This window comes from Pseudomonas sp. MYb118, from assembly GCF_040947875.1.
Classification (GTDB): Bacteria; Pseudomonadota; Gammaproteobacteria; order Pseudomonadales; family Pseudomonadaceae; genus Aquipseudomonas.
The window spans coordinates 542,240-566,786 of the sequence record NZ_JBFRXN010000001.1 but is presented as its reverse complement, the minus strand read 5'-3'; the positions used below and the strand labels follow the sequence as shown (position 1 = coordinate 566,786).

General features: G+C 63.0%; 22 protein-coding genes and 2 pseudogenes. 11 read left to right on the top strand and 13 right to left on the bottom strand.

Annotation, left to right across the window (positions count from 1 at the left end; translation table 11 throughout):
- Positions 1 to 138: 138 nt before the first annotated feature.
- Positions 139 to 1,263 carry an ATP-binding protein gene (locus ABVN20_RS02710; protein ID WP_368553868.1) on the top strand — a complete coding sequence of 375 codons (1,125 nt, stop codon included), beginning with the start codon at positions 139 to 141 and terminating at the stop codon, positions 1,261 to 1,263.
- Here ABVN20_RS02710 and ABVN20_RS02705 read toward each other — a convergent pair.
- From ABVN20_RS02705 to ABVN20_RS02690, 4 genes and pseudogenes are all read right to left on the bottom strand, one after another.
- Complete coding sequence (locus ABVN20_RS02705) at positions 1,213 to 2,391, bottom strand: carboxylate-amine ligase (protein ID WP_368553867.1); 1,179 nt, start codon at positions 2,389 to 2,391, stop codon at positions 1,213 to 1,215. The two genes, ABVN20_RS02710 and ABVN20_RS02705, sit on opposite strands and share 51 nt — an antisense overlap.
- A 189-nt stretch (positions 2,392 to 2,580) precedes the next feature.
- On the bottom strand, positions 2,581 to 3,483 hold the full coding sequence (locus tag ABVN20_RS02700; RefSeq protein ID WP_368553865.1) for a homocysteine S-methyltransferase family protein: 903 nt from the start codon (positions 3,481 to 3,483) through the stop codon (positions 2,581 to 2,583).
- Complete coding sequence (locus ABVN20_RS02695) at positions 3,483 to 4,457, bottom strand: glycine betaine ABC transporter substrate-binding protein (RefSeq protein ID WP_368554552.1); 975 nt, start codon at positions 4,455 to 4,457, stop codon at positions 3,483 to 3,485. The genes ABVN20_RS02700 and ABVN20_RS02695 overlap by 1 nt, the downstream gene beginning before the upstream one ends.
- Before the next feature lie 80 nt (positions 4,458 to 4,537).
- Positions 4,538 to 6,678, bottom strand: a pseudogene (locus ABVN20_RS02690) (ATP-binding cassette domain-containing protein).
- A gap of 1,019 nt (positions 6,679 to 7,697) precedes the next feature.
- On the opposite strand from ABVN20_RS02690, the gene ABVN20_RS02685 reads away from it, so the two are divergent.
- On the top strand, positions 7,698 to 8,111 hold the full coding sequence (locus ABVN20_RS02685; protein ID WP_368553863.1) for a cupin domain-containing protein: 414 nt from the start codon (positions 7,698 to 7,700) through the stop codon (positions 8,109 to 8,111).
- A gap of 56 nt (positions 8,112 to 8,167) precedes the next feature.
- On the opposite strand, the gene ABVN20_RS02680 is transcribed toward ABVN20_RS02685, so the two are convergent.
- The 3 genes from ABVN20_RS02680 to ABVN20_RS02670 are packed head-to-tail and all read right to left on the bottom strand — an operon-like array spanning position 8,168 to position 10,306.
- Positions 8,168 to 9,145 (bottom strand): trans-acting enoyl reductase family protein, encoded by a 978-nt coding sequence (locus tag ABVN20_RS02680; RefSeq protein ID WP_368553861.1) that lies wholly within the window; start codon positions 9,143 to 9,145, stop codon positions 8,168 to 8,170.
- On the bottom strand, positions 9,142 to 9,543 hold the full coding sequence (locus ABVN20_RS02675) for a VOC family protein (RefSeq protein ID WP_368553859.1): 402 nt from the start codon (positions 9,541 to 9,543) through the stop codon (positions 9,142 to 9,144). The genes ABVN20_RS02680 and ABVN20_RS02675 overlap by 4 nt, the downstream gene beginning before the upstream one ends.
- Positions 9,544 to 9,562: 19 nt before the next feature.
- Positions 9,563 to 10,306 (bottom strand): SDR family NAD(P)-dependent oxidoreductase, encoded by a 744-nt coding sequence (locus tag ABVN20_RS02670; protein ID WP_368553858.1) that lies wholly within the window; start codon positions 10,304 to 10,306, stop codon positions 9,563 to 9,565.
- A gap of 137 nt (positions 10,307 to 10,443) precedes the next feature.
- Here ABVN20_RS02670 and ABVN20_RS02665 point away from each other — a divergent pair, with 137 nt between their 5' ends.
- Positions 10,444 to 11,331, top strand: coding sequence for an AraC family transcriptional regulator N-terminal domain-containing protein (locus ABVN20_RS02665; RefSeq protein WP_368553856.1), 888 nt, complete (start codon positions 10,444 to 10,446; stop codon positions 11,329 to 11,331).
- A 1-nt stretch (position 11,332) separates the two neighbouring features.
- On the opposite strand, the gene ABVN20_RS02660 is transcribed toward ABVN20_RS02665, so the two are convergent.
- Positions 11,333 to 11,944, bottom strand: a complete 612-nt coding sequence (locus ABVN20_RS02660; RefSeq protein ID WP_368553854.1) for a DUF4157 domain-containing protein — start codon at positions 11,942 to 11,944, stop codon at positions 11,333 to 11,335.
- A 176-nt stretch (positions 11,945 to 12,120) separates the two neighbouring features.
- On the opposite strand from ABVN20_RS02660, the gene ABVN20_RS02655 reads away from it, so the two are divergent.
- Both ABVN20_RS02655 and ABVN20_RS02650 read left to right on the top strand, forming a co-directional pair.
- On the top strand, positions 12,121 to 12,954 hold the full coding sequence (locus ABVN20_RS02655) for a transporter substrate-binding domain-containing protein (protein WP_368553852.1): 834 nt from the start codon (positions 12,121 to 12,123) through the stop codon (positions 12,952 to 12,954).
- A gap of 94 nt (positions 12,955 to 13,048) precedes the next feature.
- Entirely contained in the window at positions 13,049 to 13,795 is a 747-nt protein-coding gene (locus ABVN20_RS02650) for an SDR family NAD(P)-dependent oxidoreductase (RefSeq protein WP_368553851.1), read from the top strand.
- On the opposite strand, the gene ABVN20_RS02645 is transcribed toward ABVN20_RS02650, so the two are convergent.
- Positions 13,796 to 14,725: a DMT family transporter gene (locus ABVN20_RS02645; RefSeq protein ID WP_368553849.1), complete on the bottom strand. Its 930-nt coding sequence runs from the start codon at positions 14,723 to 14,725 to the stop codon at positions 13,796 to 13,798.
- A gap of 128 nt (positions 14,726 to 14,853) precedes the next feature.
- Between ABVN20_RS02645 and ABVN20_RS02640 the strand changes: the two genes are divergently transcribed.
- Positions 14,854 to 15,735 carry a LysR substrate-binding domain-containing protein gene (locus ABVN20_RS02640; RefSeq protein WP_368553847.1) on the top strand — a complete coding sequence of 294 codons (882 nt, stop codon included), beginning with the start codon at positions 14,854 to 14,856 and terminating at the stop codon, positions 15,733 to 15,735.
- 5 nt (positions 15,736 to 15,740) lie between these two features.
- On the opposite strand, the gene ABVN20_RS02635 is transcribed toward ABVN20_RS02640, so the two are convergent.
- From ABVN20_RS02635 to ABVN20_RS02620, 4 genes are all read right to left on the bottom strand, one after another.
- Entirely contained in the window at positions 15,741 to 16,247 is a 507-nt protein-coding gene (locus ABVN20_RS02635) for a heme-degrading domain-containing protein (RefSeq protein ID WP_368553845.1), read from the bottom strand.
- Positions 16,248 to 16,301: 54 nt separating this feature from the next.
- A complete protein-coding gene (locus tag ABVN20_RS02630) occupies positions 16,302 to 17,060 on the bottom strand; it encodes an SDR family NAD(P)-dependent oxidoreductase (protein WP_368553843.1) in 759 nt (252 codons plus the stop codon).
- A 69-nt stretch (positions 17,061 to 17,129) separates the two neighbouring features.
- A complete protein-coding gene (locus ABVN20_RS02625; protein ID WP_368553842.1) occupies positions 17,130 to 18,605 on the bottom strand; it encodes an aldehyde dehydrogenase family protein in 1,476 nt (491 codons plus the stop codon).
- A 31-nt stretch (positions 18,606 to 18,636) separates the two neighbouring features.
- Positions 18,637 to 19,875 (bottom strand): NAD(P)/FAD-dependent oxidoreductase, encoded by a 1,239-nt coding sequence (locus tag ABVN20_RS02620; protein ID WP_368553840.1) that lies wholly within the window; start codon positions 19,873 to 19,875, stop codon positions 18,637 to 18,639.
- Between the two features lie 434 nt (positions 19,876 to 20,309).
- Here ABVN20_RS02620 and ABVN20_RS02615 point away from each other — a divergent pair, with 434 nt between their 5' ends.
- The 5 genes and pseudogenes from ABVN20_RS02615 (at position 20,310) to ABVN20_RS02595 (ending at position 24,503) form a co-directional block, all read left to right on the top strand.
- Positions 20,310 to 21,131: an amino acid ABC transporter ATP-binding protein gene (locus ABVN20_RS02615; RefSeq protein ID WP_368553839.1), complete on the top strand. Its 822-nt coding sequence runs from the start codon at positions 20,310 to 20,312 to the stop codon at positions 21,129 to 21,131.
- Positions 21,132 to 21,141: 10 nt separating this feature from the next.
- Entirely contained in the window at positions 21,142 to 21,813 is a 672-nt protein-coding gene (locus tag ABVN20_RS02610) for an amino acid ABC transporter permease (RefSeq protein ID WP_368553837.1), read from the top strand.
- Between the two features lie 10 nt (positions 21,814 to 21,823).
- The gene (locus ABVN20_RS02605) at positions 21,824 to 22,489 is read left to right on the top strand and encodes an amino acid ABC transporter permease (RefSeq protein WP_368553835.1); all 666 of its coding nucleotides are present in this window, start codon (positions 21,824 to 21,826) and stop codon (positions 22,487 to 22,489) included.
- Positions 22,490 to 22,514: 25 nt separating this feature from the next.
- Positions 22,515 to 23,390 (top strand): 4-hydroxy-tetrahydrodipicolinate synthase, encoded by an 876-nt coding sequence (dapA, locus tag ABVN20_RS02600; protein WP_368553833.1) that lies wholly within the window; start codon positions 22,515 to 22,517, stop codon positions 23,388 to 23,390.
- An 83-nt stretch (positions 23,391 to 23,473) separates the two neighbouring features.
- Positions 23,474 to 24,503: pseudogene (locus ABVN20_RS02595) on the top strand (proline racemase family protein).
- The last annotated feature ends 44 nt before the right edge of the window (positions 24,504 to 24,547 follow it).

The following is a 24,547-nucleotide window of genomic DNA, read 5'->3' as shown; positions in this document are numbered from 1 at the left end:
TAGACGCCAGACGGCACTACACTCTCCTCGTCCTCAACTAAAATGACTTCTGGAGCCAAGGCCGGCTCCAGCCGTTCGCCTGTCGGACGCAAAACACACGCACATCAACGGGTTACCAGGGAGGCAACAACGACCGCCATGCGACTGTACGACTTCATTCCCAAACACATGGAGCAGATTTTGTCGGCCTGGGAGAAATACGCCAGGACGATCGACACCGCTTTGCCGACGCTGGACACCAAAGGCTTGAGAGACCACGCGCAATTCATCCTGGAAACGGTGGCGCGGGATATGCGCGGCGCCCAGACCGAGCAACAACAGATCGCCAAGTCCGAAGGACGTGGCCCGCAGACCGAAGGCGACTCGCCCGCCGACACCCACGCCCGGACACGCCTTGTCGCCGGCTTCTCCATGGATCAGATGGTGTCGGAGTACCGCGCGCTGCGCTCCAGCGTGCTCCGGCTCTGGCTGGCACAGAACCCGCTCGATGACACTTATCGGGTCGATGACATGATCCGCTTCAATGAAGGCGTCGATCAGGCCCTTGTCGAGTCGATCAAGACCTACGGCGAGGCGGTCGAGGCGACACGCAAGACCGTCCTGGGCGTCCTGGGGCATGACCTGCGCTCCCCCCTTGGCGCAGTGATGATGGCCAGCGACCTGTTGCGTGAAAGCGCCCACCTGTCGGATCGCGAACGCAGGCTCGCAACGCAGATCAGCACCAGCGTGCGGCGCGCCGATTTGATGGTCAATGACCTGCTCGACCTGGCACGGGTCAATCTGGGCACGGGGCTGCCGGTAAACCTGGAGCCCTGTGAGTTGAACAGCCTTTGCACCTCGGTCATCGAGGAACTGCGCACCGGATTCCCCGAGGTGCAGATCGTGTGGCATGCGGGTGAGCCGGTCAGCGGTCAATTCGACCCGTTGCGCATGGAGCAGGTATTTACCAACCTGATTGCCAATGCCATTCGCCATGGCGATGCGCAGCAGGCGATCCACGTGACGCTCGAGCGCGACGACGGCCAGACGGTGTTCAGCGTGCAGAACAGCGGCGAACTGATTCCCGCCAATATCATGCCCTACCTGTTCAACCCCGAAGGCCGATATTCCAGCTATGCCAGTGGTGAAAAGGGCTCTTCGGCCGGGCTCGGGCTGGGGTTGTTCATCGCCGCGCAAATTGTCGAGGGTCACGGCGGCAACATCGAGGTGCAATCAACGCTCGATCACGGCACGACCTTCAAGGTGCTGCTGCCCTCGACCTGAAAGCGGCCCTTGCGCGGTTTCCATCAGCAGATGATCGACCACTTGCGAGAGTGCCTGGCGGGGCTGGCGACCGCTGCTGATGGAGGCTTGATAGACCACCCGTTGCCGTCCTGCGCTGGTGCCTTCGCGAATGACGTGCCGCAGGGCGCTGAACACCCCTTCCGCACCCAATGCGCCGGCTGTCGCGCCCAGCGTTTGCTCGGCCATGCGCAGCCATTGCTCTACGGACAATGGTTGCTCATGGCCTTCCATCAGGAACGCGGCGTTGATGCCTGATCTTTTCGCTCGCCAACGATTCTCCATCACTGTCCATCTTGATTGTTCCGAGTAACCCGCGCCCGGATGAGGCTGTGCGATGGCGTGGGCGACCATCACGCGGAACAACGACGCCAGGCTCAGGGCATCATCGAGCCGCGGACAGGCGTCGGTCATTCGCAACTCCAGCGTCGGATAGCTGGCCGACGGGCGCACGCCCCACCAGCAGCCGCTGGCTTTCCTCATGGCGCCCCTGGCGATGAGAAACGCGACGTACGCCTCGTACGCCTGCTGATCGGCCAGCAGTTCCGGCACGCCCATGCGCGGCCACTCATCACAGGCAGTCTGCCGGTAACTGGCAAAGCCGCTGTCGGCCCCCTGCCAGAATGGCGAAGAACAGCTCAGCGCCAGCAGCAAAGGCGTCCAGGGCAACACCTCGTTCATCACCCGGATGCGATCCAGCCCGGCCGGGACTTCCACGTGCACGTGCAGCCCCGAGACCACGCTGCGTTGGGCCACGTATTGGTAATCGTCGAACAGGTGCCGAAAGTGTGGCTGGTCAGTGGCGTGCTGGTCGCGCCAGTCTGCCAGGGGGTGGCTACCCGCGCAGACCAGGCCCAATTCAAAGCCGCGCAAGGCATGCTGCAGGGCGCCGCGAGCGTTGGCCAGGTAATCGGTGGCCTGTGCGAGGTGGGTGAATATTGGTGAGGCCACTTCGATCTGGGCCTGGAACATTTCGAAGGCGAAGTGTTGGCCCAGAGCGGCCTGGCACCGGTCAATCGCCGCCCGGGGGATCTGTCCGGGCATCTGGCGGGTGGCCAGGTCGGTGATGAAATATTCTTCTTCGATGCCGAACTTGAGGGGTTCGTTCATGGCGGTGGCCAGACACTGGGGTGTTTGGGTATGGAGCGTTTTTGGGGGTGGGAGGTTCAGGGGAAATGATGAGGTGTGTAGTGTTTGTGCGATCGCTATCGCGAGCAGGCTCGCTCCCACAGGGGATAAGTGAACCACACAGATCCAATGTGGGAGCGAGCCTGCTCGCGATGAGGCCCGCACAAACACTCAAGATGCTGGTTGATGCACCAGATGCCCATGCAACCGCTCAATATGCTCCGGCCCAATCCCGCAGCACCCGCCAACGATACTCGCGCCCGCCGCCACCCAGGCTTTGGACCAGTACAAATACGCCTGCGGCGTCAGATCCGCGCGAATCTCCAGCAGCGTGCTGTTGGCCTCAGCCTCGGCACTGACCGGTGGAAACGCATTGGCATAAACGCCCAGTTCAATCGCCTGCCCGAGGCTCTGGATAACCGACCGAGCCTCAGCCAGCGCCGCGGCCATCACCTCCGGCTGACTGCAGTTGAACAACACCGCTGAGGCACCCAACCCGGCCGCCACTTGCACCGCCTGCGCCACCGATTCGCCGGAGCGCAAGCGCGGCGCGCCGTCCACTTCATCCAGCAGCGTGTAGGACACCCACAAGGGCTTGGGCTGCGTGCCCAGGGCTTCGGCCACCGCTCGTACTTCGGCGATGGAGCTTTGCGTTTCCGCCAGCCAGACATCGACCTGATCGCGCAGGCCCTCGATCAACTGGCGGTGAATGGCAACGCTGCGCGCATGATCGAACAGGTCTGGCCGGTAGGAGCCCAGGGCCGGCGGCAGCGAACCGGCCACGGTGACCGGTTCGTGGTGCTCGCTGGCCGCCTGGCGCGCCAGGTTTCCCGCGCGTTCGGCCAGGGCCAGGCCCTGTTCGGCGAAACGCTGCTCGCCGAGGTGAAACGGCACCACCGCGTAGCTGTTGGTGGTGATGATCCGGGCACCGGCGGCGATGAACGCACGGTGCGCCTGCAAGACGAATTCCGGCGCTTCGATCAGCGCCAGCGCCGACCATTCCGGCTGACGGAACGGCGCGCCGATGCGCTGCAACTCGCGGCCCATACCGCCATCGAGCAAACGTACGCTCATCAGTGGGCACTCGCGGTCTGCGCCGGACCCGCCAGCCACTGATCGACGATGGCCGGGTTGGCCTTGACCCAGGCCTTGGCGGCGACATCGGCCGGTTGCTTTTCCTTCTCGATCTTGAGGATCAGGTCATTGAGCTGCGACGGCTGGATGGCGACGTTTTGCAGGAATTCGGCGATCTTTGGCGCACGCTTCTGCAGGGCGACCGAGGACAGCACGTAGACCTTGGCATCGGGGAACGCGCAGGTGATCTGGCTCTTGTTCAGCCAATCCGGGTCGACCGTCGGGCTGATGAATTTCCAGCAACCGTCAGCCTTGTACAGCGGGTCGCCTTTCTTGTTGTCCTGGGCATAACCGTCGAAGGCCGGCTCTTCCAGGCGACGCAGGTCGAAGGCGGAGAAAATCCAGTCCGGGGTGTAGGCATAGAACACCACGCCACGACCGGCCTTGTAAGCGGCGGCCAGTTTGGAATAGGTCACCGAGGCCTCGGTGGAGATCGACTCGAATTTATCGGCGAACTGGTAATCCTTGGCCTTGATCTCGCCGATGTAGGTCGACTCCCAACCTGCCGGCCCCACCAGCAACTGCGCCTTGCCGCCGCCCAGCGGTTCGAAGAGCTTGGCCACTTCCGGTTTCTTCAGGTCGTACACCGACTTGATCCCGTACTTGTCCTGCAAATAGCCGGGAATGTAGAAGCCCTGCTCACCGACGTAGGGCTGCTTGTTCGGCACCAGCGATTGGGTGCCGCCGGTGACGTACTTGGCCCAGGCGGCAGATTGGTTAGGCAGCCAGATGTCGGTCAGCACATCCACCGAGCCGTCGCCCTTGGACGCCGCACTGAACAACACCGGGACGTCGCCGGCCAGGTAGGAAACGTCAGCGCCCAGGCGAGTTTCCAGCACCTCGCCGAGGATGTGCTGGATGGCGATGGCGCCGGTCCAGTTCTGTTCGCCAATGACGATCTTGTCCTTGGCCATCGCAGGAGCGATCAGGGATGCCAGCAAGGCCGCGGTGCCGAGGGTGCGCAATAGAGGTGTCTTCACGATAAGTCTCACTTTCACTGGTAGAGGTGGCCTTGCTTGCGCAAGCTCGATTGAATGATTCGGTCGGGGATCAGCGCACACACGACAATCGCGATGCCGGCCAGCACGCCCTCGCCGCCCTTGATGTTGCGCAGCGCGGTCATCACGTCGTAGCCCAGGCCGCCGGCACCGATCAGCGCGGCGACCACCACCATCGACAGGCTCATGACGATGGTCTGGTTGATGCCCAAGAGCAGCGAACGGCGCGCCAGTGGCAGTTGCACCTTGATCAGCGTCTGCCAGGGGCTGGCACCGTGGGCGACGGCGGCTTCGACCGCGTCCTTGGGCACCTCCTGGATGCCCAGGAGGTCAGGCGGATCATCGGCGCCAGGGCGAAGATCACCGTGGCGATCACCGCCGGGGTCTTGCCCACCGAGAAGAACGCCACGGCGGGAATCAGGTAGACGAAGGTCGGCAGGGTCTGCATGACGTCCAGCAACGGCGTGAACAGCCGACGCACCAGTGGTCGCTTGGCCAGTACGATGCCGGTGGGCACGCCGATCACCAGGGCGATCAGCACCGAGGCCCCCACCAGCGCCAGCGTGGCGATGGTGTGCTCCCAGAAGCCGAACAGGCCGATGTACGCCAACGCCGCCGCACTGGTCAGCGCCAGGCCCCAACCCGCCGAGCGCCAGGCGAGGAACACCAGGGCCAGCGCCGAGACCGGCCAGGGCAGCCAGCCGAGGATGTTTTCCACGCCTTCGATCACCGTGCGCACAGCGACGATCACGCCGACAAAGGCGCCTTCGAAGGTGATCTGCGACCAGCCGATAAAATCGTCGATGCTTTGCGCGGTCAGCAGCATGGCCTGGCGATTGATCGGGAATTGCAGCAGCGCATGGCTGGTTTCCGGGGTGATCACCCGCCACACCACCAGCGCCTGGGACGCCAGCACCACCGCCAACGGCAGCAGCCAGCCTGAGGCCTTGGCGCGCAGGGCATGCCGGCTCAGGGTGATCGCGGTGAAACGGCTGGTGGCCAGCACCAGCAGCGCGACGATCACCGGCCACGCCGAGGCGCTGGCAACGCCCTGCCCCAGCGCGGCCAGGGCGCCGAGTTCAGCGGCGAAGGTGGCCCAGAACGAGGCGCCTTTGCCCCGAGCGGCCAGCGCCGCCGGCCCGAGCAACAGCGCTTGCCACCAGGGCAAACCGGCAAGGGTCGGCTGCTCGCGCAGTTCTGGTTGAGTGCTTTCAATGGCCGTGTTGCTCACAGCCACTGTTGCGATTGGGGCGGGCTGGCAGTCGCGGAAAAAGTCCGCCACTTCGGCGTCGGCGGGTTGTTCGAGCAATTGTTGCGGCGTGCCCAGTTGCACCAGTCGGCCGCGCCGCAGCACGGCGATGCGGTCGGCCAGGCGAATGGCTTCGGCGGGGTCGTGGGTGACCAGCAAGGTGGTGATCCCGCGCTCGCGCACCAGATCGAGGAAATGCGTTTGCAGGTCGCGGCGGATCGTCGGGTCCAGGGCGCTGAACGGCTCGTCCATCAGCAGGAAGTCCGGCTCGGTCACCAACGCCCGGGCCAGACCGACACGTTGCTGCATGCCGCCCGACAGCTCATGGGGATAATGTTCGCCCCAGCCTGCCAGGCCCACGGCCTTGAGCTGCACGGCGGCGGCCGCCAGCCGGATAGCCTCGGGCTCGCCGCACAGCTCCAGCGGCAAGGCGACGTTCTCCAGCACCGTGCGATGGGGCAACAGGCCGAAATGCTGGAACACCATACCGATACGCCGCGACCTGAGCGTGCGCAACGCGCTGCTGCTCAAGCCGCTGATGGCCTGGCCTTCGATCAGCACTTCACCCTGGGTCGGCTCGATCAGGCGATTGATATGGCGCAGCAGGGTCGACTTGCCGCTGCCCGAAGTGCCCATCAGGCACAACACTTCACCACGGCGCACCTCGAGGCTGACATCGCTGACCGCCGGCAGGGTCGCCGCGCCCTTGCTGCGCGGATAAGCCTTGGTGACGGCCCGCAACTCAAGCACCACATCAGCTGGGACAATGGACCTTTGCGCAGGCTCAAGGCCTGTCGCCAACGGGGTTTGAATAACTGACACGGCCGCTCCCTGCACATAATCTGACGCAAAAAAAAGCGCCTGGCTGGGCAGCGAGGCGCTCTGCATGGGCATAAAGCTAAACGATCTTAAAAAATTGAAATAAATAATATTTTGGAATTAGCTTAGTCGACGGTGAACCTACCGATCACCTCGTCCCACCCTGTAGGAGCGAGCTTGCTCGCGATGGTGGCCCAGACACCGCAGGGCGTCAGGCAGCCCTCATCATCGTTCACGACCATCGCGAGCAAGGCTCGCTCCCACAGTGGGCCAGGCCAGCCGCAAAATGTGTGACCGACACAAAACCCTGTAGGAGCGAGCATGCTCGCGATGGAGGCCCAGACACCGCAGGGCATCAGGCAGCCAGCGTCATCGTTCACGACCATCGCGAGCAAGGCTCGCTCCCACAGGGGGCCGGGCCAGCCGCAAGATGTGTGGTCGACACAAAACCCTGTAGGAGCGAGCATGCTCGCGATGGAGGCCCAGACACCGCGGGGCATCAGGCAGCCCGCATCATCGTTCACGACCATCGCGAGCAAGCCCGCTCCCACAGTGGGCCGGGCCAGCCGCAAGATGTGTGATCGACACAAAACCCTGTAGGAGCGAGCTTGCTCGCGATGGTGGCCCAGACACCGCGGGGCATCAGACAGCCAGCATCATCGTTCACGACCATCGCGAGCAAGGCTCGCTCCTACAGGGGGCCGGGTAAGCCGCAGGATTTGTGGTCGACACAAAAACCTGTAGGAGCGAGCTTGCTCGCGATGGTGGCCCAGACACCGCAGGGCATCAGGCAGCCAGCGTCATCGTTCACGACCATCGCGAGCAAGGCTCGCTCCCACAGTGGGCTGGGCCAGCCGCAATACATGTGATCGACACAAAAACCTGTGGGAGCGAGCCTGCTCGCGATGGAGGTTCAGGCGCCGCAGGCGTTCGGTCTGTACCACCACGTATCCACCCCGCCAATGGCTACCTCAGGATACAAAACACCCCACCGCTCGACACGCCGCCGACACACCCCGCCCGCCTAATGAGTTCACCGCACAGGCGCTGCACTCCTCGCTTCGCCGTGCCCTTACCGGAGAACAACAATGTCTCGATTCAAGACTGCTGCCCTCGCTACCGTCGTCGCACTCGGCGCCCTCGCTGGCATCGCCCATGCCGAAGAAACCAAAAGCTGGCAAAGCGGCCTGCACCGCACCGACCTGCTGCGCGCCGATCTGGGGGCCGCCGACCGCGAGGTGATCCAGGTGCGCGTGGACTTCGATGCCGGCGTGGCTGCGCCGAAGCATTCCCACCCTGGCGTGGAGATCGCCCACGTCGAGAGCGGCACGTTCGAATACCAGCTCGAAGGCCAGCCACCGGTGACGCTGAAAGCCGGCGACTCGCTGTTCATTCCCGAAGGTGTCGCGCACACGGCGAAAAACGTGGGCTCGACCACAGCGTCGGAACTGGCGACCTACGTGGTGAAGAAAAACACCCCGTTGCTGATCCTGTCGAAATAAGCGCCAACGCCCTGACGGGCCCACAAGGTGTGTGGCCCGTCGGTTGACCCGTCACATCAGAAATCGGTGATGCTCGATCCGGCGATACTCTCGGCGAACCCGCTGCCGAACAGCTGGGCCGGCGTTGCAAAGCCGGGACGACGCTCGCCACCCAACACCCGACGCGCAGCTTGCACCGCCGCCAACGGCGTATAGGTGTAGCCGTTGACGGTCTCGATCAGTGAACGCGCCACGCGGCCATCCGCCCCAGTGACTTCGGCCACCGCCCTGGCGCGATGCGCCGCACGTTGCTCAGCGCTCGGCCCCTCGGGCAATTGCGCTAAATCCCCCTCGGGAAAGGCCTCCCCGGTAATGTGCACGAACATGGCGATGTCAGGGATGCCAGTGGAGTGCCAACCCGTGACCAGGTCACCGAAAGACAGCGGCGCACACAAGACCGGGCCCTCGCCAAAATCAAAATGCCGGGGTTGCGCATCGGGCGTTGCCACCAGCGCTCCACCCACTCGCGCCAGCAGCCCCGCGCCGATGATCTCGCTGACACTCAGGGCCGATCCCCGAGACATGGAGCCTGCAACCTGCAGGGCCACCTTCAACGACTGCGGACCCTGCACACGCCGGGCGACATGCACCGCCAGGCAATCGGTGGGCACCACGTCCCAACCGACCCCGGGCAGGAGCATGACACCGGCACTGGCGGCCTCGGCGCCCAGTTGTTCCGCCAGCCGGTAGACGTTGATCTCGGCAGTGATGTCCAGGTAATCGACACCACACTCGATACAGGCACGCATCAGGGCGTGCGCCGTGCGGGCGAATGGCCCGGCGAAGTTCAGCAGTACATCGACCCCCTCCAGTGACTGCGAGGTCAGCTGATCGACCGCGAAGACCCGATAAGCAACCCCCAATCGGGCAGCCAACGGTCGCAGTGTTTGCTCGGTACGTCCGCCAAGCACCAGTTCCAGCCCCAGCGCCTTGGCCTGCTCTGCCGCCATGCGCCCGGTGTAGCCGGTGGCGCCATAGATCATGAGTTTTTTCATAGTGTGTGCTGCCAGTTCTTGTAGACGAATTCCAGGCTGTAACCGTCCGGATCGAGGACGTTGGCCGCGTAGTAATCGGGGTCGTAGTGCAGGCGTGCACCTGGCGCGCCGTTGTCGACGGCACCATTGGCCATGGCCGCCCGATAGGCCGCATCGACCTCGGCCTGGCTGCTCGCCACGAACCCGATATGCGCCGCCCGCCCTTCCACGACGCCCTCGCGCAACCAGAAAAACATCCGACCATTGGCGCCAAAGCCCTTGAGGTCCGGATGGCCTGGCGGGCCGTCCTTGCCGTCGTAGTCGAGCCGTGCGGTGATGCCCAGCGGCGTCAGGGCCGCGGTGTAGAAACGGATCGAGCGCTCGACGTCGCTGACCGAAATGAAGACATGATCAAGCATGGGAATTACCTCGCAGAAATCAGATGAAGTAGCCACCCGCGACTTCGATGGATTGCGCGTTGATCCAGCCTCCGTCTTCAGACAGCAAGGTGGTGATGACCCGCGCGACGTCCTGCGGTTCGCCGACCCGGCCCAAGGCCGTTTGCGCAGCGAGCAACGCTTCGAACTCATCATTCAGACCACCACCCAGCTCCGTGCGTATGGCCCCCGGCGACACCGAATTGGCGCGGATACGGCGTTCGGCAAACTCCTTGGCCATGTAGCGCGTCAGCACTTCAAGGCCGCCCTTGAACGCCGCATAAGGGGCCACGCCAGCCGTGGCGACGCGGGTCGTGGCGCTGGTCACGTTGACGATGCTGGCGCCCTCTTCCAGCAGCGGCAGCAGGGTTTGCGTGAGGAAGAACGGGCCTTTGAGGTGGACGTTGAGCAAACCGTCGAACTGTGCCTCGGTGACCGATTCCAGTGGATTGAACAAGCCATGGCCGGCGTTGTTCACCAGGCCACTCAGGGTGGTGACACCCCAGGTCGCCTGCAGGGTCCGGCGCACCGACTCACGGAAGCGCCCGAAACCACTGACATCGGCAACATCCAGCTCAAGCGCTACGGCCTTGCCACCAGCCAGCTCGATACGCTCGACCACGGCCCTGGCCGATTCGGCATTGCTCTTGTAGGTCAGGATCACGCCCATGCCGTTGCGGGCGCAGTGTTCGGCGGTGCTGGCACCGATGCCCCGGCTGCCGCCGGTTATGACGATTACGCTCATTCGCTGCTCCGTATCACTGGGTTGAGCCACCACAGTAACCAGCGCCCTTGCCGCGGGCGCAGCCGTTCCTGCCCGATTCCTGCCTGTTTCTGCTTTTTGCTTGCGCAGGCCTGTGCGCCTGGGTTCAGATGGCGGGCATGGAAAACTCACTGATCGAACTTCGCGCGCTGGCCGCACAGGCCGAAAACCGCCGTACCGAAACGGGCATCCCGCGCGTGGCCATGGTCCAGGGAAAAATCCCCGAGCACCTGCTGGCCGCGGTCTACGAACCGATGATCAATCTGATCCTGCAAGGCAGCAAGTCGATGACCATCGCCGATCGCACCTTGCACTACGATCCGGCGACCTATTTCGTCATGTCCATCGGCCTGCCCGCCGTGGGTCAGGTCAACCCCGGCGCCAACGGTGAACCTTACCTGGCAGTCAGCCTGACCCTCGACCCGATGGTGCTGGCGACGCTGCTGGCGGACCTGCCCGAACCTGCCGGGGCTCACGAACAGGACAGCGGATTCTCGGTGGCCGCCGTCACACCCGAACTGATGGACGCCTGGGTGCGCATGTTGCGCCTGATGCACCGTCCCGATGACATCGCGGCCCTGGCGCCCGCTTATGAACGGGAGATCCTGTACCGTGTGCTGCAAGGACCCAATGGCTGGATGCTGCGTGACATTGCTGCCCCCGACAGCGCCATGGCCCGCGTCAACCTGGCCATCCAGCGCATTCGGCAGGATTTCGCCGAACCGATCCGGGTCGAAACCCTGGCCCAGCTTGCGGCGATGAGCGTGTCGGCGTTCCACCGTCACTTCAAGGCCGTCACTGCCTTGAGCCCCTTGCAGTACCAGAAAAGAGTGCGTCTGTTGCAGGCGCGCACCTTGCTCGTGGCCAACGCGAAAAGCGTCACCCACGCGGCCTTCGAAGTCGGTTATGAAAGCGCGACCCAATTCAGTCGCGATTACGCGCGGGTATTCGGCCTGCCACCGTTGCGCGATGCGGCGCGGATCAACGGGCTATCGCGCGGAGCTTGAGTCAATCAGGCGTTCGCCCCGCTGCTGCCTCTTCCCGCAACACCCTGCCCACCTCGATCTGAATGGCATAGGCCGGCTCTTCCACCGCGTTGAAATCCGCGGTGTAGCGCTGGGCAAACCCGCCGACACCCCACTCCTGATACTGCTGCACGTGCTTGAGCTCATGGGCCCACAGCCCGATGTTCTGTTCGGCGTCTTCGGCGCTGCGAAAAATGATGATGTCGATCAACGTCACCGCGCCGATGTCGGGGTTTTGCAGCATGGCGTTGGCGGCGTTGAGCTGGCCATCGTCACTGATCTTGTAGCTCACGGCGTCGAGCACGCTGGCGTCGTACCAGCGCAGCAGCCGCTCACGCACAGGCGCCGGGATCGGTTGCACGCCGGCGCTGGCCGCTTCTGCGCGCGACTGCGTCAGCCACAGCGCCAGGGCGGGCGCGGCTACCTGATAAATACCGTCTGGGACACCGGCGATCTTGCCCAGGTCCGGGAGGCAGATGCAGCCGTTGAGGCACAGCTGTTTTTCTCCCGCCGGGCAGGCGCTGTCCTGCGCCGCCACGGAAAAGCTCAGGCAAAGCACCAGCAACGCGGCCAGGCGCAGGTGAATGGGCGGCATTGACGTTCCTGTCATGGAAATTGGCGTGCCTTCAAGCGTAGCCCTCACGCCGTCAATCGACGGCGAGTTGACAGTCAAATGACTAACTCATAATCTGCACACAACCATGCACACACAGATGTGTGGTACTTTGTTTTACCTTTCTGCCTACAACAATCAAAACAGTGAGGTCAAAAATGGTCAGGTTCTTCCCAGCGTCTCTCAAAACCCTGTTTGTCTGCGCCAGCCTCTGTGGTGCCTTGCTCGGACAGTCGGCCGCGCAGGCCGCCGAAACCTCGGTATGGCAAGACATTCAGAAAGCCGGCGTGCTGCGTTGCGGCGCGGCAGTGGCAGCGCCCTATGTCATGCGTGATGCCGGCTCAGGCGATTACAGCGGCTACTTCGTCGACCTGTGCAAGGACTTCGGCGAGAAGGTACTGAAGGTCAAGGTGCAGTTCGTCGACACCAGTTGGGACAACCTCGTCGCCGGCCTGCAGAGCGGTAAATGGGACCTTGCGATGGCCCTCAACCAAACGCCCGAGCGTGCGTTGGCGGTGGGTTTCAGCGCACCGGCCACCGACTATCAGGTGTCTTTGCTGGTCAACAAGGACAACCCCAAGGTGGCCAACGTCGCCGATGAAATCGCCGCACTCGACAAACCCGACATGACCTTCGCCGTCATGTCCGGCACTGCACAGGACAAGGCCATCACCTCGGCCATTCGCAACGCCAAGATCATGCGTTTGCCGGGCATGGATGAAACGCGGCTGGCGGTGATGTCCAAGCGCGCCGACGTGCTGGTCGATGCCAGTGATACCAACCACCTGTTCGCCCTGGCCAACCCCGACTGGGCCCGTGAAATCCTGCCCAAACCCGCCCTCGCCAAGCAGGGTGTGGCGTTCGGCATCCGCCGCGACATCTCGCCGGCCGATATGGAGGTGCTGAACATCTACATCAAGCAGCGCCGCGATAACGGCGAGATCCAGCAACTGGTGGACAAGGCTTCCCTACAGGTCAACGCCGCCAAGTAACCCGCCACCGCGATGAGCCGCTTGTGTTGAATCAACAAGCGGCATCGCGTTTCGCTTGCACACGGCAGCAGTGGCTGCCAGAGAGGGTCTGCCCATGCAAAGGTTTGAAAACAAGGTCGCCATCGTCACTGGCGCTGCTGGCGGGATCGGCTCAGCAATCGCCGCAAGACTGGCAGCCGAGGGGGCGACAGTGGTGGTCACTGACGTCAACCTGCAAGCGGCTCAAGAGGTGGCGCAGCAGATCGGCGACAATGCCCATGCCCTGGCCGCTGACATTTCCAACGGCGAAGCCTGCCGGACGCTGGTTGCACAGGTTGCCGCACAGTTCGGGCACATCAATGTGCTGGTCAACAATGCCGGCATCAACCGTCGTGGCAACCTGCTGGCCTTGAGCGAAGAAGATTGGCACACCAGTTTTGCCGTCAACCTGGATTCGATGTTTTACCTGTGCCGGGCGGTGTTGCCCATCATGATCGAGTCAGGGGCTGGCGCCATCGTCAATACCGCCTCGCAATGGGGCCTGTACCCCGCACCGGGGCACATCGCCTACAACGTCACCAAGGCGGCGGTGGCTTCATTCACCCAGAATCTGGCACGTGATTATGCGCCCCACCATATCCGCATCAATGCCGTTTGCCCCGGTGAAATCCATACGCCGATGCTGGAAGCAGGTGTGCGGCGCTCAGGACGGACCATCGAGGACCTGGACAAAATGGTGCCGTTCGGCCGTATTGGCAAGCCGCAGGAGGTAGCGGCACTGGTGGCCTTCCTGGCCAGTGACGAAGCCGCGTTCATGTGCGGCTCCCTGGTGGAAATCACCGGTGCACAGGCCGTGGCCTGATCAGGCCACAGCGGCCCGCCGGCCTTGCGCGCTCATGGTCCAGGCGACGCCACCCAACACCAGCAGGATGCCGATCGCCTCGTTGGCACCGGGCAACGCCCACAACATGAGGTAGCCATAAACCAGCGCACACAACGTTTCGAAGACGATCATCTGCCCGCTGAGCCCCAGCGGCAGGCGTTGTGCTGCGCTGTTCCACAAGCCGTTGGCCAGCCACGACCCGCAAATGGCCAAAAACAGGATCACCAGCACGAACACGGTCATGCGCCCCCCACTCAACGCCGTCGGCAGAATCTGCGGATTGAACAGGCACACGCCGATGCTGGCAAACAGCGCGACGATGCCCGTGGTCACGCCCTGCAGCGTCGACCATTCACTGGGGCTGAAGCGCAGCGTCTTGAGGTGCCCGGCATTGCGCAAGGCGAACCACGACCAGGACAGCACGCCCAGTCCTGCGAGGAATGCACCGAACGCCTTGTCGCTGTTGCCCTGGCCATGGAAGATGTCCATGATCGCCGGCACGTTGATCCACGCCGTGCCGACGCAGATCAACGCGAGCGAGATGTACATCGACCCGCTGCTGCCACCGCTGGTTTTCCTGCCCATGAGCATGATCGCCACCGGAATCAGCCCATTGATCAGGGAGGCGATCGCCACCCCGGCATACTGCACCGCCGCGCTCAGCAGGATGAAATAGACCAGGTTGCCGGTCAGCGCCAGCTCCAGCAACATCAGCACATCGCTCTTGCGCAGGCGCCCCAGGAGCTGCCGGGCACGAGGCAGCGCCACCAGCACGGCGAACAGACCATACACCAGGAAACGCGCGCAACTGATCACCACCGGGTGCACATCGGGGATCAATGAAGGCGTGACGATCACCGCCCCCCATAACGCACCCGCCATCATGGCGTGGACTACTGCTGTTCGCATCGCGGCTACCTTTCGAAGAATGTCACGATACTAGGAGAAATCCTTGCGTCGATGTAACGAAAACGCCGCATACTGACATTCCTTTTCGGCATACCTTGGGCACTCGAATGGCTGGACGTTTTCGGCATATGCCACCCCTCGACACACTGGTCGCCTTCGAATCGGTGGCCCGCCTGCAAAGCTTCACCCGCGCGGCCGCCGAGCTGTGTGTCACGCAGAGCGCCGTCAGCAAACAGATACGCACGCTGGAGCAGGCGCTGGGCGTCGAGCTGTTCACTCGCCAGGCGCGCGGGGTCAAGCTCAGCCCTTCGGGCCTGATGTACCACGATGAAGTGCTGCCCGCGTTGCACCGCATCCACACGGCCGGCCAGCGCGTCAGTGCCACCCGCGCCGCCAATACCGTCACCGTGCTGGCCACGCACGCCGTGTCGCAGTTCTGGCTGTTTCCACGGCTGCTGGGGTTCAGTGCGATCCATCCGGAGATCACCGTCAACATCAACGCGACCAATGACATCCTGCCGTTCATGGTCCCGGACTGCGACCTCGCCATTCTCTATGGTAACGGTGACTGGCCGGGCCTTGTGTCCACCTCGATGATTGCCGAGGTGATATACCCGGTCGCCCTGCCCGGCAGCCCCGGTACACAAGCCTCGACGCTGGATGAGCTGGCGAACCTGCCGCTGATTCAACTGACTTCGGCCTGGGACTGCATGGAGTGGAAAGACTGGTTCGCCCACTTCAACCACGCCTATCAATCACCGAAATCCGCCCCGACCTTCAACCAGCTGACCCTGACCTACGCGGCCACCCTCCAGGGTGCCGGCATCAGCCTGGCGTGGGATTTCATGGCAGCCGATACCGTGCGCAAAGGTGAACTGGTCCGGGTGACCGAGTTTGCGGCGGTCACCGGGCTTGCCGAGTATGTGGTTCACGATGCGGGCCGCCCTCTTTCGCCCGCCGCCACGTATTTCAAGGAGTGGCTGTTGCAGGAAAGCGCCAGGACAGGGTGATGGATCTAGCGGGTGCTCTCGTCAGCCAGCATCAACCCGGCCTGATCATGGCCGAGCAGATCGCAGAGTGCCTGGACGATGATCTGGTGATCCTGACGGTCTGGCAGGCCCGAGACCGTCACGCTGCCAATGATCCCAGCACCTTTGACGATGACGGGAAAACCACCGCCGCAGCTGGCGTAATCGGCCGGTGAAAGATGGTAGCGCTGTGAAATGTCCTGCTCCTCCACGGCAAGTTGATGGGCGATGCGATAGGAACTGCGCAGAAAACGCTGCACGGTGTTGGTCTTGCGCCGCACCCAATCCAGATTGTCAGAGGTCATGCCAGGCCTGGCAGCAAAAAACAGCGGGCGGTCGAACCGCCTGACGTCGATCACCAGTGGCCACCCTTCAGCCACGGCTCGCTCGTGCAAGGCGCAGCCAAGCTGCCACGCGGTGTTCTCGTCGAAATGCTCAAATTGCAGGGTTTGTTCCTGGCGAACCATCACGGCCAGATCATCTTGCAGGTTCATTGTGATTTCCTTGAGGGTGCGGGGCGAACGTCGCGAAGAGTTCGCCCCTGGGGTTCAGCGGATGTAACTGCCTCCGTTGACGTCCAACGTGGCGCCATTGAGCGAAGCCTGGGACTTGCGCAGCACGAAAGCCACCAGCTCGGCGACCTCCCCAGGCTGGGCAATTTCACCGATCGGAATGTCCGCGACGGCGGCCTGCTTGCCATGTGTGGCAATGAACTGCTCAGCCATGTCCGTGTGCACCCAGCCGGGAGCGATGGCCACGGCGACCACGCCGTCAGGTCCGAAGGAACGTGCAATGGACTTGGTCAGGTTGATCAGCGCCGCCTTGGTGGCGCCATAGGGCAACGCTTCGGCCGCGTAGCCGCGCTGGCCGGCACGGCTGGCCATGTTGACGATGCGCCCGCCCTCGAACTGCTGGAAATGGCGGATCGCTTCCTTGCACAGGTCGGCGGCGGCGAAGAAGTTGACCTGGAACTCCTTCTGCCAGGCAGCGGACCATTGCTCCGGCCCGGCGTCGATGGAAATTTCGGTACGAATACCGGCGTTGTTGACGAGCCCATGAATCCGCCCGGCGACAGCGATCGATGCGTTCCACAACTCGAAGGCGCCCAACGGTGTCGAAAGATCACCTTGTACGACGAACCCGTTGCCGCCAATGCGCTCAAGCAGGCGTTCAGCCGCGACCTTGTCCCGCCCGTAATGAATGATCACCCGCGCGCCTTCGCCAGCCAGTTGCGCCACGATCGCCGCGCCGATACCGCCTGACGCCCCCGTAACCAGGACGGTTTGTCCTTGCAGTGGTTGAGCCATGTGTACCTCCATCAATTCGTTCAGGAAAGGCAGCGCAGGAACCCCGCCATGCGCTGCCGATTCAATCGGTTACTTGATGTACCAACCCCACGGGGCATCGCTTGTGTATCGGGTGATCTGCTTGGTCTCCAGGTAGTTGTCCAGGCCCCAGCGGCCCAGCTCGCGACCGATGCCGGACTCCTTGTAGCCGCCCCACGGCGCCTCGGTGAAGGTCGGCTGCGAGCAGTTGATCCAGACAATGCCCGCCCGGAACGCAGCGGCCACGCGTTCAGCCCGCACATCGTCCCTGGACATCACCGCAGCGGCCAGGCCGAAACGTGAATCGTTGGCCAGAGCGACGGCCTCTTCCTCGGTCTTGAACGGGCGAACGCAGACCACCGGGCCAAAGATCTCCTCGACCCAGGCGGCGCTGTCCAGCGGCACATCCGTGAGCACGGTTGGTTGCAGGTAGTAGCCCTTGTCGAAGCCCTCGGGGCGTCCACCGCCGCAGGCTACTGTGGCACCCGCCGCGCGTGCGGCGTCGATGGCGGCGATTACTTGCTCGTGCTGGCGCCTGGAAACCAGCGGGCCGAGCAGTACACCTTCGTCCATGCCGTTGCCAATCCTGATACGGCGGGTTTCTTCCACCAGCCTGGCGAGCAATTGCGGGTAGAGGCCTTCCTGCACCAGCACGCGCGAGGTGGCGGAGCACACTTGGCCCTGGTTCCAGAAAATGCCGAACATGATCCACTCGACAGCCTGTTCGATGTCGGCGTCGTCGAACACCACGAACGGCGACTTGCCGCCCAATTCGAGGCTGACCCGTTTGATGTCGCGCGCCGCGGCCGCCATGATCTTCGAACCCACAGGGCCAGAGCCGGTGAAGGCCAGCTTGTCCACGCCCTTGTGATCGATGATCGCCTGGCCAGCGACAGAACCGGCGCCCGTCACCACGTTGAGCACACCTGCCGGCAGGCCGACATCGTCGGCAATCGCCGCCAGTTGCAAAGAGGTCAGCGACGTCACTTCCGCGGGTTTCAACACCACGGTGCAACCGGCGGCAAGCGCCGGGGCCACTTTCCAGGCGGCCATCAGCAACGGGTAGTTCCAGGGAATGATCGCCCCCGCGACACCGATGGGTTCCTTGACCGCTTTGGAGGTAAATCGCCCGTCGGGCAAGTCGATGTTTTCCGTGCCACATCTATCGAGTTGTTCGGCCAGGCCGGCGTAATAATCAAAGCAGCCAGCCGCATCGCCGATGTCCCAATTCGCTTCCGGCAGCGGCTTGCCGTTATTGATGACCTCCAGCGTCGCGATCTCATCCTGGCGATCGCGAATGCCCTGGGCGATGGCGCGCAGGAACTTCGCCCGTTCGGCACCCGAGCGTTTCGGCCAGCCGTCCTTGTCGAACGCGCGTCGGGCAGCCTTGACGGCCAGGTCGACATCGGCCTCGGTGGCGGCGGCAATTTCCTGCACCACCTCTTCGGTGGCCGGGTTGGTCACGGTCTCGAAACCGCCGTTGACCGGGGCTACCCACTTGCCGTCGATGTATAGCTTGCTGCGCATAGCGATCACCTGTCTTTGCCTATTGTTGTGATTAGAAACGGTTGACGCGGTACGGGGTCATGTCGACGGGCGGCTGCTGCCCGGTCATGAGGTCGCTGATCAGACGTGCGGTCGTGGCCGCATACGTGAGACCCAGGTGCCCGTGGCCGCAGGCGTACCAGACATTGCGCCGGGTCGCCGAACGGCCCATCACCGGCACCGTGTCCGGCAACGCCGGGCGATGGCCCATCCATTCGGAGGTGTCCTGAACCTGCAGGTCCGGCAGCGCCTGGCGGGCGCGTTTGACCAGGACCTGTGCCCGGCGATAGTCAGGTTCGGCGTCCAGGCCCGCCATTTCCACCGTGCCGCCGATGCGAATGCCACCAGCGGTCGGGGTGACCATGAAGGCCTTGGCCGGCCAGATGATGGAGTGCTGCATGGAAATGCCCGGCGTCATCACCTGGGTGTGATAGCCGCGTTCGGTCTCCAGCGGGATGGGTTCATCGATCAGCCTGGACAACCTGGCGGTGTAGGCACCGGCGGCCAGCACCACTTCTTCGGCTTCGATCAGCCGGCCGTCCTTCAGGCGAACCCCGGCGACGTGGCCATCGCACTGGTCAAAACCTACCACCTCGCCCTTGTGCTCCACCCCGCCCAATGCCTTGAAGCGCTCGAGCAGTTGCATCACCAACTGATAAGGGTCGGAGATCGAACGATTCTCGGGAAACAGCACCGCTTTGCCAATCTGCCTGGCCAACGCCGGTTCAAGCGCCTGAAGCGCCTCGCGATCGAGGGTTTCGTGGGCGAAACCAAAGCGCTCCAGCACCTCGATGTGTTCACGATCGGCGCGGTATTCGGCTTCGTCGGTGTACAGGCTCAGGCACCCCTGCTCACTCAGCATGTGCTCAAGGCCAGCGTCCTTGAGCAACTGCGCGAGGTCTTCATGCACACGCAAGCACAGCGCCGCGCCAGCGGCCTCCAGCTCGCGCACCTTGGCCGGACGGCTGGCCGACAGGAAGCGCAGGAACCATGGCATCAACTTGAATAGGTAACCCGGGCGAATGCAGATCGGCCCCTCGGGATCGAGCAGCCACTTGGGCATCTGCGACCAGATGCCCGGCCGGGACGCGGGCATGAACTCGGTCACGGCGATGCTGGCCATGTTGCCAAAGGAGGCGCCCTTGCCGGGCTCCGCTTTATCCAGCAGTACCACCCGCTTGCCGCGGCGCTGGAGTTGGTAAGCGATGGTGGTGCCGACGATTCCGGCACCTACAACGACGATCGGCCGCACAGGTCTTCCTCACTGTTGTTGTTTCGCGAATCTACCAGACGCCTGCATACCCCTCGATGTACCGAAGGTCGCCGGCCAATGCCCGGTTGTTGATTGCCCGTTGACAACGATCATAAGCCCGCCCTAATCTGAATGCAACGCTGCATACAACACAACACACAAGCATGCGTTAAACATTGATTTGCCCTTCTGCCTACAAGAACAAGTTCAACGGAGAGGTAAAAAATGGCTGGTTATCAATCGCTGTCGCTCCACAAGGCATCGGCTTGCGCCTCTGCGCTTACCGCTGGTCTGTGCAGGAACTCGGGCGCCCGTGCCGGGGATACATCGCAGGACAAGGCAAACGCCCGGCTCACTGCCCAGACCAGTACCCGGTAAACCCTCGATGACTGACCGGGGGCGGCGTTACGTGCGCCCTCGTGGAGACGACAATCATGAACACTCCCCGCTTGGTGGCTTCCCAGCCACAGGTTCCGCTCATCCCGAATTCGGCCAACACCGGCGATTTCATCCAGTTGCATGAAGTCCGCAAGGCCTACGGCGACCAGTTGGTGGTGATGGACCGGATGAACCTCAACATGAGTGCCGACGATCGCCTGGTCATCATCGGTCCTTCGGGCAGCGGCAAAAGCTCGCTGCTGCGGGTACTGATGGGGCTGGAAGGCATCCAGGGCGGCAGCATCCAGTTCCAGGGCAAACCCTACATCGACGGGACTCGCAAACAGGGCAAACCACTGGATGAAGTCCTGCACAAGCAGATCGGCATGGTGTTCCAGCACTACACCCTGTTCCCGCACCTCTCGGTACTGGGCAACCTGATCCTCGCGCCGGTCAAGGTGCATGGCCTGGGCAAGGCCGAGGCCACGGAAAAAGCCCGCGCCTACCTCGCCCGTCTGGGCCTGGAAAACAAGCTTCATGCCTACCCCAATCAGCTCTCCGGCGGGCAGAAGCAACGTGTCGCCATCGCCCGGGCATTGATGCTCGAACCACGCCTGATGCTGTTCGATGAAGTCACCTCGGCGCTCGACCCTGAAATGGTCATCGAGGTGCAGAACGTGATGATGCAACTGGCCGAACAGAAGATGGCGATGATCATCGTCACCCACGACATGCACTTCGCCCGGCATATCGCCACCCGCGTGGTGTTCTGCGCCAACGGCAAGGTGGTCGAGCAAGGCCACCCCGACCAGTTGTTCACCTGCCCACGGGAACCGCGCACCCGCGAGTTCCTGGAAAAGGTCCTGCACCTGGATTGAGGGAATTGCCATGAACTACCAATTCGACTTCCACTTCCTCAACGGCAGCCTGCCGGCGCTGCTCGACGGGCTCAAGGTCACCCTGGAACTGGCGCTGGTCGCCAACCTGATCGGTCTGACCTGCGGTTTTCTGCTGTGCCTGATGACCATGAGTCGCTGGTTCTTCATCCGCTGGCCGGCGCAACTGTTCATCGAGTTCTTTCGCTGCACCCCGGCCTTACTGCAGATCGTCTGGTTCTTCTACTGCGTGCCGATGCTGTTCAACGTGTTCATCGACCCGATCGCCATGGGCTTCCTGGCCCTGGGCCTGAACCTCACCGCCTTCAACGCCGAAGCCTATCGGGCCGGCGTGCAGGCGGTGCCGCGTGAGCACCTGGACGCCTGCGTGGCACTGGGTCTCAAGCCGTGGCAACGCACGTTGTACGTGGTATTGCCGCAGTCGCTGCGCAGCGCCCTGCCGGTACTCATCACCAACGGCATAGGCACGCTGCAACAGAGTGCACTGGTCGCCATCGTCGCCGTTGCGGACCTGATGTACGTCGGCAAGAGCCTGGCCACCGAGGCCTATCGTCCGCTTGAAACCTACACCCTGATCGCACTCGTCTACTTCGCCCTCTCGCTGCCCATCGCCCAATTGGCGCAATGGTTCGAGCGGCGCCAAGACCTCGCTGTGCAGCGCTGAGGACTGAGCCATGCCAATCAATTTTTCCGTCGTACTGCATTACTGGCCGGTGCTGCTCAAAGGCCTTGGCCTGACACTCGGCTTCACCCTGGTGTGCGCCGTGCTGGGCAGCCTGATGGGGTTCATCGTCAGCCTGTTGCGCCAGGTACGCACGCCACTGGTGCGCCTGCCACTGACTCTCTACGTGGAGTTTTTTCGCGGCACGCCGCTGCTGATCCAGCTGTTCTGGGTGTTCTTCTGCTTCCCGGTGGTGTTCGGGCTGGACGTTCCACCCTATGCCTCGGTGTTGATCGCCCTGACCCTGTTCATGGCGGCGATCACCAGCGAGACCTTTCGTGGTGCGCTGAAATCCATCGCCAGCGAACAGCATGACGCCTGCATCGCCCTGGGCCTGTCATCGCGGGTCAAGGTGCTCTACGTGGTGTTCCCCCAGGCGCTGCTGCGGGCGGTTCCACCGTTGCTGTCGAACATGGTCAGCCTGTTCAAGGAGAGCGCGCTGATTTCCTCGGTCGGGGTCGCCGACCTGATGTTCGTCGGCCAGAACATCTCCAACAGCACCGCCCGGCCGGTCGAGTTCCTCTCGGCCGTGGCCGTCATCTATTTCCTCGTGGCATTCCCCCTTACCCGCCTGGTCGGCGTGGTCGAGGGACGCCTGCTGCGCCGTTACGCCTACTGACTTTCATCCCACCGGAGACATCACCATGAAACTGAACGGTATCCTGCCTGCTCTCGTTACCCCCTTCGACCAGGCCGGCAAAGTCGACCACGAGACCCTGGCGACCATCCTCGAAAAACAACTGGCGGCAGGGGTCAGTGGCTTCGTGCCACTGGGCTCGACCGGCGAATACTACGCACTGACCAATGATGAGCGCCGGCAGATCCTGGCCACCGTCAAGGAAGTGGTGGGCAACCGTGGCACCTTGATCGCCGGAGCCAACGGTTCCTGCACCCGCGAAGTGCTGGAGCAGATCAGGCAGACCGTCGACGCCGGCTACACCAACCTGCTGATCGCACCGCCCTACTACGCCCTGCCATCCCAGGAAGAATTGCTGGCGCACTACCACACCATTCTCGAGAGTTTCCCCGAGATCAACGTGGTGCTCTATAACTACCCGATCCGTACCAACGTCGAAGTGGGCATGGACGTGGTTGCCGCACTCAATGACCATCCACGGGTGATCGGCATCAAGGAGAGCAGCGGCAACCTGCTGCGGGCCATCGAGATCGGCGAGCATCACAAGGGCATCCAACTGTCCTGCGGCTCTGACGATCAGGCCCTGGACTTTTACCTGTGGGGCGCCAGCAGCTGGATCTGCGGGCCGGCCAACATCTTCCCGGAGAAGGTTGTGGACTTTCATCGCAAATTCACCAGCGGCGACATCCACGGCGCGCAGGACGTCATGCGCAACCTGTTCCCGGTCATGGCCAACCTGGAAAGCGGCAAGTTCGTGCAGAAGGTCAAGTACGGTACCGAACTGTCCGGGTTCAAGGTCGGCAACGCGCGTGCCCCCTTGCTGCCGTTGACGGATGATGAGAAAACCGAGTTCCGTCGTGTCTTCGAAGCCTGCCAGGGCTGACGGACAAAGCGTTGACCGCCGGGCCGTTCCACGCATTAGCGCACAAGGAACGGCCTAGGGCGCTCTATCAGATGAGGTAAGCCATGCGCTGGAAGAAAACCCTGCAACTCGCCGAAGTGCACTGCGAAGGCGAGATCGGCAAAGTCATCACCGGCGGTGTCCTGGGCGTTCCGGGCGCCACGATGCTCGACAAGATGAACTACATCAACGAAGTGGACGACAGCCTGCGGCGCCTGGTGACGCTCGAACCCCGGGGCTGCCTGCAGATGTCGGTCAACCTGCTGCTGCCACCGACACGCCCGGAAGCCCAGGCGGGTTTCATCGTGTTGCAAGCAGACAAGGCGCACCCGATGTCCGGCAGCAACTGCATTTGCGTGGTGACCGCGCTGCTCGAACTGGGCATGGTGCCAATGGTTGAACCCGAGACGACCGTGGTACTGGATACTCCGGCGGGCCTGGTGACCGCCAAGGCGCGTTGCACTGATGGCCGCTGCGAAAGCGTTTCGCTGGACATGGTGCCAGCATTCGTCGAACACCTGGACCTGGTCATCGAGACCGCCGAATTCGGCCCCTTGAAAATCGACGTGGCGTTTGGTGGCGTGTACTACGCGCTGATCGATGTCGAGCAGATCGGCCTGGACATTGCCCCCCAAAACGCACGTGAACTGGCCAGCGCCGGTGTCGCGCTCAAGGCGATCATCAATCGCCAGATCAACATCCAGCACCCATTGATGCCGTCGGTCAACGAGGTGGCTTACGTGATGTTCCGCAATCGTCTCGATGATCGCACCTACCCAGACATGCACCACGTTGCCGCCAGGGCGCGTCGATCGTTCACCCTGTGGCACCGGCAGTTCCGCCAACCTGGCAACACTGGCGGCACGGGGCCTGGTACAGAGCGGTGACCAGTTGACCTCGCAGTCCACCATCGGCGGACAGTTCCAGGTCACGCTGCTCGGTGCGACCGAGGTGGCCGGTCGCCCTGCCGTCCTGCCACGCGTGACGGGTCGAGCCTGGCTATATGGCTTGCAACAACTGGGTATCGATCCGGATGATCCGCTGGCTGAAGGCTTCATGCTCAGCGACACCTGGGGCAGCGGTTTCAACCCATGAACACAAGGGAATGGCATGTATACTCAGCGCCATTCCAACCGAGA